The organism is Anabaena sp. WFMT (genome assembly GCF_051781005.1).
In the GTDB taxonomy this organism is placed as follows: Bacteria; Cyanobacteriota; Cyanobacteriia; order Cyanobacteriales; family Nostocaceae; genus Anabaena.
In genome coordinates this window covers 455,573-470,347 of sequence record NZ_JBPWOA010000002.1, presented here as the reverse complement: position 1 = coordinate 470,347, position 14,775 = coordinate 455,573, and the positions used below count along the sequence as shown (strand labels likewise).

Sequence of the window (14,775 nt, the reverse complement as noted above, 5' to 3'; positions counted from 1 at the left end):
GTAGAGTTGAGAGTTGATTTCATCCCTGAAAATTAGGCAGGAGATAAGTTGGCTTTAATTAGGTCTGATATTTCCATACCAAAAACTGTAGAAATAGATGATTGGGGACGACATAATAAACTTTTGGCAACTTGAAGAATACAGATACCAGAATTACCAAAGGTTCTTTCGTGTTGCAGGGTGGCTTGAATAGACCTAATTAAGGCAAAACCGCAGAATTGCACCACTAATGACAAGAAATCAGGACGAAGCTCTAAAATTTCGGGAAAGTTAGCTAAATAAGCAGTAATTAAGGATGAGAGGGAAGGTTGCAGCAGTTGTAAGGGTATAGCGGCTAAACGTAAAGATTCTTCAATTGGTGTTGTTTTGCTAGTTACCATACTATGTAGCCATATTTGTAGGTAACTAGCAATTATTGCTCCTAAATCACTAGCAGGATCTCCCCAAGTGGCACGTTCCCAGTCGATTAAGCGAATGATCCTGTCACTAAAGGGTGATTCGTGGTTAATGTTGGCTTGCCAATGCAAGGAAAGAAGAATATTGTTGAGCTTGAGATCGTTGTGAGTTAAACAACAAGGATTAACAGCATTACCCAAATCTGCGATCGCTCTACCTAGATTATCGTAACGTTGATAGAGTGCAAAAAATTTTAACCCATCCGCAGGAACTAAACCAAACACTTCTGGTGTAATTCTATTTAATCCCCCCATTTGGTGAGAATTTGTATCATTGTTGGTATTTTCAGAGGTTTGGAAAAACTCCCGATAGTCTTGACGATCTAGGGTTAAGCGATGAATTGATGCTAAAGTCGCTCCAATTGACCGAGAAATATCAGTAGAAAATAAATTATCTTTAGCATAAAATTCTGCTAAATCACGATAGTCATTGAGATAATTGAAAACAATGATCGAATTTTCAGCATCAAAATGAATCGCTTCTGATAAAGATGAGCGCAGATGACTAGTTTCTGGAAATATTCTGAAAAAATTATGCACTTTCCATTCTTCAAAAAACTCACCACGAGTTTTACCTTCTCTGTCAAGACGCTCTTGCTTAACTAGCAGTTTACGACCATCAGGTAAGCTGACTAACAAGTTAAAGTTTTTGGCGGGTTTTAACTTAATTTCACTCAATGACTGTTCGGTTTGAGTACACAATCCTTGAGAAATGAGATAGTTAAAAACATTTTGATAGCTTAAAAGAAATGTCATAACTTCAAATAATGATGAAACAATTTTAAAATTTTTGTTGTGTCAATAAAATATAAAGACACTATAAAATATTCCAGTAGGAATCCTTGTATACCAGATTTTATGATTGCTCATGTCAATAGAGTAGTTTAAGTTTATTTTTTAGTTATGAATGAAGTTGTCAGAAACGAAATAGCATCTATAGCTGCAATTACAAGCACAAATTCAACAGCCTTAACACCAAAATCAGAATTTAGAATCTGAGGATGATAGTCATATTGACCACCAAAAACAGTTTGAGAATTCTGATTAGTGAGTTCATTGAAAGAGACTTCTGAATTAATGGGATGCAGATCAGCAATGATAATTCGTGCCATTTATTTAATTTTGCAAAAAGTAATTTTTTTAATTGGCTCTCCTGGTTTATTAGTAAACTAGTCAACTTATGTTAATTACATAAATTACTTTTACTTTTAATCCTAGGAGAGCCATTTAACTCAGTTGTTCACTACAAGACTATTAGTAGTTGTAGCTCTCGCTGTAGGACTTAGCTAAATAAGCGATATGACCAATGCCATATACATTTACAAAGGCTTCAGCTAATTTTGTGAGTGTGGAAACATCGCTCACCTCGCTATCATAACCACCACCATAGATGGAGTTGACATCACTCATTTCGTTGAGAAAGCTTTCGGAATCTTGGAATAGTTCAGATCCAGTTGCTTGCAATTCAGAGAGTTTGATACTTGCCATAATTTCCTCCTAAAAGACTTGTTCTCAGTGAGTAGAACTTGTGGGAATTCGTGAATCAAATACAAGAGTATTAGTAGTGGTAGCTTTCGCTGTAGGACTTAGCTAAGTAAGCAATATGACCAATGCCATATACATTCACAAAGGCTTCAGCCAATTTGGTGAGTGTGGAAATATCGCTCACATCACTACCACCATATGAGCCACCATAAATGGAATTGACATCGCTCATTTCGTTGAGAAAGCTTTCGGAATCTTGGAATAGTTCAGATCCGGGTGCTTGCAATTCAGAAAGTTTGATACTTGCCATAATTTCCTCCTAAAAGACTTGTTCTCAGTGAGTAGAACTTGTGGGAATCAGTTAAGTTATTGTGCGCTCAACCGATACTCCTATTTTTATTGGTAAAAGTTTGGAAAATCAAGGCTTAGAGCTAGGTTTGTCAGACATTAATCATGATTTTATGTCTTTTAAAAAGTCAGTTTAATCAATATTTTTTTAGTTTAATGAATTGTTTAGCTTAGTAATTGGTATGGTAGTTATCAATAAATCACGAATACATATTTTATTGCCCTTACAGTGTTGGCGGTAAAAAGCTATAGGGACTTCCAGAAAATAAATGATCTCATCTTGTGGGGTAGGCATCCTGCCTGCCCTTGATAATTAGCAGGCTTTTCGTCCCGCACCACCAGAAATATTTGTATATTTTTTTATTTTGAAGTCCCTTATGAAACGCTATATAATTATAGTGATATAAAAACTGCTCTTTTAACTCTATAAATTGCATAAAAAATCGTGCATTATCATATTCCTGAGAATAGCAACACACGAGTAATAAAAATGCAGTTGAATTACAAAGTAAATATGTTAAAAATCCAACCCTTGTCTCAAATTATCAAGTGAGTCATTGAGTTCTACTCTCCAGGCAGCGACACTAGTATTTATGTCTTCCATCAGTACTGAAAGCTCACTACTACCTGTTGTTGTACTTGGATCGCTTCTTCTTCTTCGTCTTCCATTGTTGTTGTTGAAAACATTGGTTAGACCACCTTTAATATTAGCCATTTCCAACGAAGTTTGTTCATCTAAAAACTGTGCATCATTACCAGGATATAGATCATAGATTTTTATGTCCATCATTGAATCACCTCCTTAAATATTGGTCTGGATAAAATTTGGTTAGAATTTTAGAATCCTCTTCTTATATTTTGAGCTTTGATATAATAAAGTCAAGGTTCTTAGAGCAATTTTCAAGACAGAATTTAAGGAATTTTGTCTGTAAAACTGAAAATAAATAGGGTTTGCTGAATAAGTATTTTCGTTAGGGCTAGGAGTAGGGGCGAAGCATTCGGAAAATAGTCTTTGACAAAAACCGATCATTGATCGCCCGAATGCTGATGCTTCCAGCACGCTACGCGAACGCCCGTACAGGATTCAGAAGGAAGAAAAAAAGATTCCCGACTTTTTTTCATAAATCGGGAATCGGGGTTGTAAATGGTTTTAGTTCTTTGCTTGGGTTGCAGTAGCAGGAATTGTGATATCTATTTGTGTCACCGTAGCGGCTAACTGGGTTAATGGGGGTTGAATGGCTGTTTGATTACCCACTACTAGGGTGACTAAATTTTCTGGTTTGAGGTATTTTTTGGCTACTCGTTGTATATCTGCTGTTGTGGTTGTGGTGATGGCTTTTTGATAGCGAAACAGAAAATCAGCAGGATAGCCGTAATATTCGTAGCGCATTAATCGGGATAATGTTTGACTGGGGTCTTGAAAATTGAATACAAAGGAATTGAGGGTAGATTCTTTGGCATAATTTAATTCCTTGGCTGTCACTTTTTGAATTTGCAGTCGCTTAATTTCTGCTTGTAAGGCTTTGATAAACTGGACTGTAGCATCAGAACGGGTTTGTCCGCCGGCGATGAACATTCCTGGATAATCGAAGCGGGGACTCCAGGAGCCGTATACAGTGTAGGCTAAACCTTGACGCGATCGCAATTCATTAAATAAACGTCCCCCAAATCCATTCAACACTCCATTCATGACATTTAAGGCTGCATAGTCCGGGCTGTCGAACTTTCCGCCCAAATGTCCTATGAGAATGTTACTCTGTGTGAGTTGGGGCTGATTGACCGCAAATACCCCGCCTAAATTAGCTTGTGATACTTGCGGTAACTGGTTTTTAGCGATTTGGGGATTGGGTTTCCATGCGCCTAATTTACTTTGAATAAGCGATCGCATTTTTTGTGGGTTAAAATCTCCCACAATCCCTAAAATCATATTGTTGGGATAAAAATATTCCTGGTAAAACTTCAGCAAATCCTCACGGGAAATTTTATCCAATGTCCTATACTCTACCGTGCGAGCATAAGGACTATCTTGTCCATAAATTAATTTCCTAAACTCCCGACTCGCAATCTCACTGGGATTATCATTGCGTCGAGCAATTCCACCTTTAGCTTGAGTCTTCACTAAATCCAACTTTTCTTGAGCAAATACTGGTTCGCGCAGCACTTCAGCAAACAGCCCAAAGACAGTTTCGACATCTTCACTCAAACTCTCAAAACTAGCACTACCAGCAGCTTCAGAAATATCGGTTTCTACCGCAGCCGCCTTTTGCTCTAATATTTCATTTAATTCATCAGCCGAATGATTGAGAGTTCCACCAGTCCGCATTACGGAACCAACTATCTCTGCTAACCCAACTTTATCACCTGCTTCCCAACGGCTTCCCGTTTTCACCAGTGCAGTTCCACTCACTAACGGTAACTCATGATCCTCCATTAAATACACAACTAAACCGTTATCTAGTACAAATCGTTCATACTTGGGTAATTTCACCTCGGACACAGGTGTAAACTGTAAATCGGTATAATGTTTTGCTGCTGCTGTCGCTACCCTAGAAAAATTAAAGGTTAACAGCAAAGCAATTACTAAAGCCGAAACAAAACGCCAATTTTTTGAAATTTTCAATTTTTTACCCTTCATTTTTCTACTCTTTTCCTATTAGAAGAATATGGATGAAATGAACCGCGAAGGCGCGTTCGCGGTAGCGTTGCGAAGCAAAGAACGCGAAGGTAAGAGCGTTGAAAAGGGATTTTGCATAAGTGCTGTTAGGGATCACCAAAAAATAAATTACCCAATTTTGTGGGATGGGCATCCTGCCCGTCCTTGATGATTTGCGGGCAAGATGCCCGCACCACAAGAAATTTTTGGGTATTTTTTTAATTGGAAGTCCTCTACCTCCCTTCCCAGTTTAAGATTACTGAATCTTCCTTCTTTTCTTCGGAGCGCCTATCCCTACGGGACGCTCCGCGTTAGCGGAGCCTTTGCTTTAGCAATACGCAGTTCATTTTCCGTATATCACTGCATAAGTTGTATCTACATCCTTATGCTTCCTTCGACAACAACTTCCCAATAGTCCGATTTTCTGGGGTAAAGGTTGCCTGGGCGACACGCTGAATATCGGCAGGAGTCACTGCTGCGATGTTCTCCAATTGCTTAAATAAATTGCGCCAAGAACCAGTTTTTACTTCATATTCCAACAACTGCTGCGCCATACCCATGTTGGAATCGAGACTCCGCAATAAACCTGCTCTGGCTTGGGTTTTCACTCGCTGTAATTCGGTTTCAGAGACAGGTTCAGTTTTCAATCGTTCAATTTCTGTTCCTAAGGCCACTGCTAATTCATCGACTGTGTGACCAGGAGCGGTGAGGGCATAAAATAACATCAAATTGGGGTATTTATCTCCAGGAAAGCCACTGGAACCCTGAGCAGCCAACGCTAAACGCTGTTTTTCAATTAAGGACTTATAAAGTCGTGAAGTGCGTCCATCACTCAATAAACTGCTGATGATGTCATACGCTGCATTATCAGGATGGGTGACAGCGGGACGGTGATAACCTTCTAAATACCAAGGTTGAGAAGATAGTTGTAATGTAACTTCTCTAGTTGCGGTTTGCTTTGGTTCTGGGGCAAGTTTTTGCTGTGGTTTGGGTTTAGCTGGATAACGGCCAAAGTAAATTTGTGCTAATTTTTTGACTTCTGTGGGGTTAACATCGCCGACAATTGCGATCGCTAAGTTGCTAGGAACATAGTAAGTGTCAAAAAATTTCTTCACATCTGACGGTGTTAAGTTGCGGATATCTTCGTCATAACCAATCACCGGTCGTCTGTAGGGATGAGTTTTGAAGGCAGTATCGTTAAATTTCTCCACCATCATACCTATAGGAGAATTTTCTACTCGCATTCGTCGCTCTTCTAAAATTACATCTTTTTCTTTATAAAACTCCCGAAATACAGGATCTAAAAATCGCTCTGATTCTAAAGACATCCATAATTCCAATTTATTAGCAGGAAAACTGTAAAAATAACGGGTAGCTTCGGTGGAAGTATTAGCATTTAAACCTACACCCCCCGCTTGCTCAACAATTTGCCCGATTTCGTTTTGCTTAACTAGTTTGACTGCTTGAGCTTCAACTGATTTAAACTCAGTTTGCAACTTTGCTAAGTCATCTTTTTTATCTTTAGCTTTCGCAGTTCTAATTTGGGTGTCTAGCTGTTCTAAGCGTTCTAGTAGCGGTTGTTCAGCTTTGTAATCTGTTGTACCAATGCGCTTTGTACCTTTAAAAGCTAAATGTTCTAAAAAGTGCGCTACACCTGTTTGTCCATTTGGTTCATCTATGCCACCAACGTCAGCATAGGTGAGAAATGAAACTACTGGCGCTTGATGTCGTTCTAAAATGATGAACTTCAAGCCATTATCGAGACGAAATTCTGTTAACTGCTTAATTACCCGATCTAAATAAGGTTGAATTGATGTTTGCTGAGATTGCAGCCCTATGGCGACTTCTGGCATTAAGCCCCAACAGGATATAATCAATGCCAAAGCAGTTGCAAACAGACGGCGTAAGACTGGGGGCTGGAAAAATTTGTTGGCTGGTTTAGAGTGGGAATTCTTAGTGTCACCGATTAACCAATCCAAAATCCGAAGTCCAAAATCCAAAATCGAATGATTCATAAGCAAAAATTAAAGTAAAGTTACACTTCTTGAGAAATATACTAATTAACAAACAGAGCGTTAATCTTGTATTAAGCTTTTTAGGCTTTTTGGGCTAAACGTTAGACAATATTGCTACAAGTTGTGTTCCTGAGATATAGCAATAACTACTATTATTATGCGAGTTTTTAATTCTCCCCCACCGTCAGAGGCGCAGACGCGCACCCGTATCCTACAAGCGGCGCAAAAGTTGTTTGCTGCTCAGGGATTTGATGGTACAACCACCCGCGATTTAGCACAAGCAGCAGGTGTAGCTGAGGGTACTCTGTTTCGTCATTTTTCTAATAAAAAGGCGATTTTGGTCGAAGTAGCAACTAGTGGCTGGGTGGAAATTCTCACAGATTTGTTGACAGAATTGAGTGAAATGGGTAGTTATAAAGCTGTAGCTCAGGTGATGCGCCGGCGAATGTGGAATATGCAAAAAAATGTGGAAATGATGCGAGTTTGTTTCATGGAGGTGCAGTTTCATCCAGATTTGCGCGATCGCATTCAAACCGAAGTTATTGATAAAATGACCGATGTGGCGGAAGCTTTCTTTCAAACAGCAATGGATAAAGGTGTCTATCGCCAAACAGATGCCAAACTAGTAGCTAAGGTATTTTTAGGAATGTTTGCCGTAGCTGGTTTCTCTGATAATACCCTCTTGGAACCTAACGCATCCCCCCAAGAAATGCAAAAAATGGCCGAAGGACTCGCTGATATTTTCCTCAATGGTGTCCTAGTTAAGGAGTAGGGGACTGGGAACTGGTGACTGGGTAATAGTTTTTCCAATTACGAATTACGAATTACGAATTACCTTTGCTTGTTGACTCCATTGTTGTACTAACTCAACTGGTGGACACAAATCACGACGCTGTAATGTTGCTACTTGTAAGCGCATAACTTGTTTGTGCAATCGGTGTGTGGGAATTTCTGCCAATTGTGCCACAGAAATCACACCAGCATGGAGTAATAAACCGCAATATTGAGTACCAATACTGGGAACACGTGCCAAATCAGCCAAAACTAACCATTTATTGACATCTTGAATATTTACCTGCAATTTACTCGCTAATACTAGTTTTGCTTCTGGGGTTTTCCCTTGTTTGAGTAGTTCTCCTGTGGTAGTAATGCCACAATTTTGGAGATGGGATTGTTCCTCTTGGTTTAATCCTGGTAATTGTTCAATAGGCCAATTACCAGCTTGTAGGAAATTTCTATTATTTGTCTGTTTGGTGGTCATTATTTTTTTATCTCACGCAAAGGCGCATTCGCGTAGCGTCCCGCAGGGAAGACGCAAAGAAAGAAGCAAGAGTCTGGTGATTTCCAGAAAAGACTATGTTTTTGTAAAATGATGAAAATATTCTTAACACTACGGCCTTTATCCTCCTCAATATAATTATCGTTTTTAACGATGCCAATCTTTACTTTAATCGTTTTTGGGGAGATTATTTTTGTGGAGTTCCCTTTTTCCTGTTCTCTATTTTGATTTGAGTTATTCCTATGACCAAATAATTACTAATTCGTAATTCGTAATTCGTAATTAAAGAGGGTACAAGCCCCCACTAAATCTTGGATTTAGTGGTCTACAATCAGTGGTAGGTTCAAGCCTCCACTGATTGCAATTACGAATTACGTTGGTGTAGCCTGCCGGAGGCATTATTATCAATTACGAATTATTTTGACAGTTGATTTTATGCAAATTGGGTTATTTAAAATTACATTTATTACACATAAATTAATTTTCTATAATGATAATTATTTAAAGATGAGAAAATTTTCATCTATATTTCATGTGTTTTTCATGAGTAATAGCTATGTTAACAATAATCTTTAATTTTTCTTAAAGAAAACAAAATCAAATCTTAATATTCTGTCTGAAAAACAAAGCTTGGAAAATCTATCTCCCCAATCAGTACAAAAATGATACTACTATTTAACTCTATTAAATTCAATATCTGGAGAGAGTTAAATAGGTAATAAATCAATTAAATGTAATAAAGGGAGTATAGTTCGCGCCAACCTCCGCTATCAGTAGTAGGAATTAGTTCTTAGTCCTGCCTGTTGCCTACTGCCTCTGAATCTAGGAGCAAATTTATCAATTGCCATTAATCATTGTTGTGGTTAATTACCCTCATGAAAACTTTGTCAGGATTGCCCATGAAAAACTTATTAACTCACTCTAGAGAAATAGGACTAACGGTGGCTAGAGAAGAATCTGGGGAGGTTAGTAGTTCATCTCACAATCCTCGTAAGTGGCGCATTGCTTTATATTCCCATGACACAATGGGACTGGGACATAAACGCCGCAATTTGTTAATTGCACAAACATTAGGATATTCACCTTTAGAAACCGATGTTTTGATGATTAGTGGCATACAGGATGGCAGCAATGTATTCATACCTCCAGGAGTTGATTGTTTAACCCTACCTGCTCTGCACAAAAACATTGATGGACAATATCAGGCACGAAGATTAGATTTGTCATTGCAGGAAATTATTACACTGCGATCGCAAGTTATTCTCACCACAATCAAAACTTTTAAACCCGATATTTTGATTGTCGATAATGTACCCAGAGGAGCAGTCAGAGAACTAGAACCAACATTGAATTACTTGCGTACCCAAGGAGAAACACGCTGCATTCTTGGTTTACGGGATGTTTTAGATGAACCTGCATCTGTACAGCGAGATTGGAAACGCCTAGCTAATGAAGAAGCCATCCAAACCTATTATGATGCCGTTTGGGTGTATGGAGATCCAGCCATTTATGATTTAGCACAGGAATATAATTTTCAACCCAATACCTTTGCTAAACTCCGCTACACAGGCTATTTAGACCAACGTAGCCGCCTCAAATTCATGGATTTGGATAGTGTTGAGACTTTTAAATCCCTCAATTTGCCATCAGGGAAATTAGTATTATGCTTGGTGGGTGGTGGACAAGATGGAGCGCGGTTAGCAGAAACATTTGCTAGTGCGGAACTACCACCAGACATGAACGGCATCATTTTGACGGGGCCTTTTATGCCGCGACAGGTGCAGCAACGACTTCAAACGTTGGCTGCTAAACGTACTAATCTGCGGGTATTGAAATATTTATCTGAGCCAACCCTGTTAATAAATCAGGCCGAACGCGTGATTGCAATGGGTGGATACAATACAACTTGTGAATTGCTGTCATTTCAAAAGCGATCGCTCATTGTACCCCGCATCAAACCCCGTCGTGAGCAGTTTATCCGTGCTGAACGCTTACAGTCACTTGGTTTAGTGGATATGCTGCACCCCCACAACCTCACATCTCAAGCATTGACAGATTGGTTAATACAAGAAAGCGAAAAACCACAGATTCGCAACTGTGTCAACCTCAACGGACTCAACCAGATTTCTCAATTTATAGACGAAATACTCATGCCTGTTCATCATTCAACCCAACAAGCTTCTTAAAGAAGGCATGAGGTAGAAGTCAGGGGGAATAAATACATTATTTTCCCAATTACGAATTACGAACTACGAATTACGAATTATGACCATTGTTGGTTACGTTCTCAAGCGCTATCCTCGTTATTCTGAAACCTTTGTTGTCAATGAAATTTTGGCTCATGAAGCGGCTGGTTTAAACATTGAAATTTTTGCTTTAAGACCACCGAGTGATACTCACTTTCAAAATATTATTTCCCAAGTGCGATCGCCTGTAAACTACATTAAAAAGCCAATTCAAGGTCGTGTGAGTGAATCTCTTAATAGTCTTGCTCCCACAGCAGCCAGCTATTTTTGGGCAGAATTACAAGAGGCTAATAAAGTCATTCCCGATTTTTGGTCAAAGTTGACAGTTGCTGAAGGTGAACAAGCCAGCACAGTCTACCAAGCTGCATGGTTAGCACGGGAAGCAAAACTGAAAGGCATCACTCATTTACACGCTCATTTCGGCAGTGTAGCGACCAGTGTAGCTAGATTAGCATCTCACTTTACGGGCATTCCCTACACCTTTACGGCTCATGCTAAAGACATTTTTCATGAGAGCGTTGAATTTGCAGATATGGAACGCAAACTCCAGGATGCAGCTACTGTAGTAACTGTTAGTGATTACAACCTCAATTATTTACAAAAAACATATCCTACAGCCGCACAGCAAATTAAACGCATTTACAATGGTTTGGATTTGCGACAATTACAATATTCTTCTCCCGCTAACCGTCCTCCTTTAATTATCTCAGTTGGTCGGTTAGTGGAAAAAAAAGGGCTATCTATTTTGATAGATGCTTGTGCCATTTTGAAGCAGAGAAATTGCGAGTTTCAATGTCAAATTGTCGGTACAGGATCATTAGAACCTGCATTAAAACAACAAATCCAAGATTTAGAATTGCAATCTTTTATAGAAATTATTGGTCCACGTCCCCAAAATGATGTGTTTCAACTGGTGCAACAAGCGGCTGTGTTTGCAGCGCCTTATGTAATTGGTAAAGATGGCAACCGGGATGGATTACCTACAGTTTTACTGGAAGCGATCGCATTGGGAACTCCCTGTGTGAGTACCGATGTGACTGGTATTCCTGAAGTGGTGCGTCATGGTGAGACTGGGTTGATTGTTCCACAACATCATCCTGAGAAATTGGCGTTTTCACTTCAGGAATTGCTTACTGATTCGGCTTTGCGGGTGAAGTTGTCAATTCAGGCTAGGCAATTAATTGAATCTGAGTTTGATATTTATCGTAATACTGCTGTGTTAAGGGGATTATTCACGCAGAGACGCAGAGGCTCAGAGAGTAAGAGTTAGGAGATTTTAAGGTGAGAATTGCATACATTTGCGCTGATTCGGGAATTCCTGTTTTTGGACAAAAGGGATGTTCTATTCATGTTCAGGAGGTGATAGGAGCGTTACAAGGGCAAGGTTGTGATGTTGAATTGTTTGCTACTCGGATTGGGGGAATAGCACCAGCAGATTTAGCTCATATTATTGTTCATCAGTTGCCAGCAATTCCCAAGGTAGAAAGGGCAATGAGGGAACAGGTTGCTTTAGGAATTAATCATGATTTACGTTTAGCTTTACAGAAGTTTGGAGATTTTGACTTCATGTATGAGCGTTATTCTCTATGGAGTTATAGCGCTATGGAATTTGCCCAAGAAAGGGGAATTCCGGGTTTATTAGAGGTGAATTCTCCTTTGATTACGGAACAGGCACAGCATCGCGGTTTGATTGATGTTGATAGTGCTGAACAGGTTGCTAATCGGGTTTTTCAAGCGGCTACATCTGTTATTGCTGTTTCTGAGGAGGTGAAAACCTATTTGATGAATTATGTGGATAGTAGTAAGGTTCATGTCATCCCTAATGCTGTAAATCCTGAACGGTTTTCTAATATTAATACTTCCACTGAATTGGAAACTTTTACGGTGGGATTTGTGGGAACTTTAAAACCGTGGCATGGTTTACCAATTCTCACAGAGGCTTTTTCCCAACTACATCAAAAAGTTCCCCAAGCTCGACTTTTAATAGTTGGTGATGGGCCAGAACGAGAACATCTCGAAGTTGAATTATCGGCAAGGGGATTAGATGCTTATACTCAATTTACTGGTGCGGTAAATCCTGATCAAGTTCCTGGATTATTAGCGGCAATGGATGTGGCTGTTGCACCTTACCCAGCGCAAGCAGATTTTTATTTTTCACCGTTGAAAGTTTATGAATATATGGCGGCTGGTTTGCCTGTGGTTGTGAGTGAAATTGGGCAATTAGTCGATTTAATTGAACCGGGGGTAAATGGGATTCTTTGTCCTCCTGGTGAAGCGATCGCACTAGCTGAGGCTTTAGAAACATTATGGCGATCGCCGAATCTCCGTCACAGTCTAGGACAAGCTGCACGCCAAAAGGTGATGAAACATCATACCTGGGATGCGATCGCTCAACAAATTCTGCATATAGCGGGATTCTATATGGAGGTAAGACAATAAATGGCAAAATCCCTCAAAAAAGCTGTTCCTGGTCTTTGGGGAATTCTGGTTTATTTCTGGCCTTATATTCGCCCACACTATGGATTAATTGTAATTTCTGCGATCGCTCTCATTGCAGATGTGGGACTCCGAATTCTAGAACCTTGGCCGCTCAAGTTTGTATTTGATTATGTTCTCATCCGCAATAATCAACCAACCAATATTCCAGCAATCGCAAATCTCGAACCGCTGACTTTACTGACACTTTCTGCCGTTGCAATCCTTGTATTTACTGGATTACGCGCTTTTGCAGCCTATTGGAGTACGGTGGGATTAGCCACAGTCGGCAGCCGAGTTATGGCTAATGTGCGTAATCATTTATATCGTCATCTCCAAGATTTGTCTTTGGCTTATCACACCCAAGCCCGTAGCGGTGATTTAATTATTCGTGTCAGTAGTGATGCCAGTCGTCTACAAGAAATCATGATTACGGCTGCATTGCCTTTAGTAGTCAGTATTCTGAGTTTGTTTGGCATGATTGGGGTGATGTTTTGGATGAATCCCAGCCTTACCCTATTATCACTGCTGACGTTACCGTTATTTTGGTTAGTTACCAATCGACTCAGCCAACAAATTAAAGATTCCTCATTAAAGCAACGGAAACAAGAAGGGGCTTTAGCTGCTACTGCGGCTGAATCAATTGCAGCCATTAAATTAGTCAAAGCTTTGTGGTTGCAAGATGCTTTTGCACAAGTTTTTTCTCAACAGAATCAGCGTAGTCTCAATGAGAGTGTCAAAACCCAACGTTTGGCCGCTCACTTAGAACGGACTGTAGATGCTGTCATTGCTTTAGGAACAGCTATTGTTCTCTGGTATGGCTCTTGGTTGGCGTTGCGAGATGCCTTGACACCAGGGGATGTATTGGTATTTATTACCTATCTCAAGAATGCTTTTAAGCCAGTACAGAACTTCGCTAAGTACACCGGCAGACTGGCTAAAGCTGCGGCTTCTGGGGAACGAATTTTAGATGTATTAAATCAGCAGCCTGATGTCAGAGATTTACCTGATGCAATTCCTGCACCAAGTTTTCGAGGTGCGGTGTGTTTTGATCATGTTAATTTTGCCTATGAACTAGGACAAGTTCTGTTAGAAGACATCAATTTAAATATTCAACCAGGACAACAAATAGCAATTGTCGGGACTTCTGGTAGTGGTAAATCTACATTAGTGAGTTTGTTACTGCGGCTTTATGACCCTACACAGGGTCAAATTATGATTGATGGTAGGGATATTCGAGGGTATACTTTAGCATCTTTACGTCCGCAAATTAGTGTGGTTTTACAAGAAAGTATTTTGTTTGCGGCGACTATTCGGGAAAATATTGCTTATGGTGTTGCTGGGGTGTCAGATGTTGAGATTGAGGATGCTGCACGTTTAGCAAATGCTCATGATTTTATCCAAGCTTTACCGCAAGGCTATGACACTTTTGTGGGGGAAAGAGGGGCAACACTTTCGGGGGGACAACGGCAACGAATTGCGATCGCACGGGCTGCTATTCGTCAAACTCCAATTCTCATTTTAGATGAACCTACGACTGGTTTAGATAAGGGCAATGAAAAGGCTGTGATTAATGCTCTACAAAGGCTTTCTCAAAACCGCACGACGTTTTTAATTACTCATGACCTTGATTTTGCAAATCGCGCAGATATGATTGTTTACATGGAAAATGGGCAGGTTTTAGAACAAGGTTCTCATTGGGAATTGATGCAGCAAAATGGGCGTTATGCGGCTTTGTATCAGGTGCAAGTTGCAATGCGAAATGAGGATGTGGAGAGGAAGGAGTTTTTTAACGCAGAGGAACGCTGAGGTAAGCGCG

13 protein-coding genes are annotated in these 14,775 nt (G+C 39.9%); 5 read left to right on the top strand and 8 right to left on the bottom strand.

Annotated elements, in window-relative coordinates; translation table 11 throughout:
* Positions 1-32 precede the first annotated feature (32 nt).
* The 7 genes from ACSQ6I_RS02340 to ACSQ6I_RS02310 all read right to left on the bottom strand — a co-directional run bounded on the left by ACSQ6I_RS02340 (position 33) and on the right by ACSQ6I_RS02310 (position 6,956).
* A complete protein-coding gene (locus ACSQ6I_RS02340) occupies positions 33-1,211 on the bottom strand; it encodes a phosphotransferase (protein WP_438888668.1) in 1,179 nt (392 codons plus the stop codon).
* Positions 1,212-1,345: 134 nt separating this feature from the next.
* Complete coding sequence (locus tag ACSQ6I_RS02335) at positions 1,346-1,567, bottom strand: hypothetical protein (protein ID WP_438888667.1); 222 nt, start codon at positions 1,565-1,567, stop codon at positions 1,346-1,348.
* 142 nt (positions 1,568-1,709) lie between these two features.
* Entirely contained in the window at positions 1,710-1,943 is a 234-nt protein-coding gene (locus tag ACSQ6I_RS02330) for a hypothetical protein (RefSeq protein ID WP_438888666.1), read from the bottom strand.
* 70 nt (positions 1,944-2,013) lie between these two features.
* Positions 2,014-2,250: a hypothetical protein gene (locus ACSQ6I_RS02325; RefSeq protein WP_438888665.1), complete on the bottom strand. Its 237-nt coding sequence runs from the start codon at positions 2,248-2,250 to the stop codon at positions 2,014-2,016.
* 555 nt (positions 2,251-2,805) lie between these two features.
* Positions 2,806-3,078: a hypothetical protein gene (locus tag ACSQ6I_RS02320; protein ID WP_438888663.1), complete on the bottom strand. Its 273-nt coding sequence runs from the start codon at positions 3,076-3,078 to the stop codon at positions 2,806-2,808.
* Between the two features lie 360 nt (positions 3,079-3,438).
* Entirely contained in the window at positions 3,439-4,923 is a 1,485-nt protein-coding gene (locus ACSQ6I_RS02315; RefSeq protein WP_438888662.1) for a M16 family metallopeptidase, read from the bottom strand.
* Positions 4,924-5,324: 401 nt separating this feature from the next.
* Positions 5,325-6,956: a M16 family metallopeptidase gene (locus ACSQ6I_RS02310; protein WP_438888661.1), complete on the bottom strand. Its 1,632-nt coding sequence runs from the start codon at positions 6,954-6,956 to the stop codon at positions 5,325-5,327.
* A gap of 157 nt (positions 6,957-7,113) precedes the next feature.
* Between ACSQ6I_RS02310 and ACSQ6I_RS02305 the strand changes: the two genes are divergently transcribed.
* Entirely contained in the window at positions 7,114-7,728 is a 615-nt protein-coding gene (locus tag ACSQ6I_RS02305; RefSeq protein ID WP_438888659.1) for a TetR/AcrR family transcriptional regulator, read from the top strand.
* A 45-nt stretch (positions 7,729-7,773) separates the two neighbouring features.
* Here ACSQ6I_RS02305 and ACSQ6I_RS02300 read toward each other — a convergent pair whose 3' ends face one another.
* A complete protein-coding gene (locus tag ACSQ6I_RS02300) occupies positions 7,774-8,217 on the bottom strand; it encodes a DUF4332 domain-containing protein (RefSeq protein WP_438888658.1) in 444 nt (147 codons plus the stop codon).
* 917 nt (positions 8,218-9,134) lie between these two features.
* On the opposite strand from ACSQ6I_RS02300, the gene ACSQ6I_RS02295 reads away from it, so the two are divergent.
* The 4 genes from ACSQ6I_RS02295 (at position 9,135) to ACSQ6I_RS02280 (ending at position 14,765) form a co-directional block, all read left to right on the top strand.
* The gene (locus tag ACSQ6I_RS02295; protein ID WP_438888657.1) at positions 9,135-10,421 is read left to right on the top strand and encodes a glycosyltransferase family protein; all 1,287 of its coding nucleotides are present in this window, start codon (positions 9,135-9,137) and stop codon (positions 10,419-10,421) included.
* Positions 10,422-10,500: 79 nt separating this feature from the next.
* Positions 10,501-11,751, top strand: a complete 1,251-nt coding sequence (locus ACSQ6I_RS02290) for a glycosyltransferase family 4 protein (protein WP_438888656.1) — start codon at positions 10,501-10,503, stop codon at positions 11,749-11,751.
* Between the two features lie 11 nt (positions 11,752-11,762).
* Positions 11,763-12,920: a glycosyltransferase family 4 protein gene (locus tag ACSQ6I_RS02285; RefSeq protein ID WP_438888655.1), complete on the top strand. Its 1,158-nt coding sequence runs from the start codon at positions 11,763-11,765 to the stop codon at positions 12,918-12,920.
* Positions 12,921-14,765, top strand: a complete 1,845-nt coding sequence (locus ACSQ6I_RS02280) for an ABC transporter ATP-binding protein (protein ID WP_438888654.1) — start codon at positions 12,921-12,923, stop codon at positions 14,763-14,765.
* Positions 14,766-14,775 lie beyond the last annotated feature (10 nt).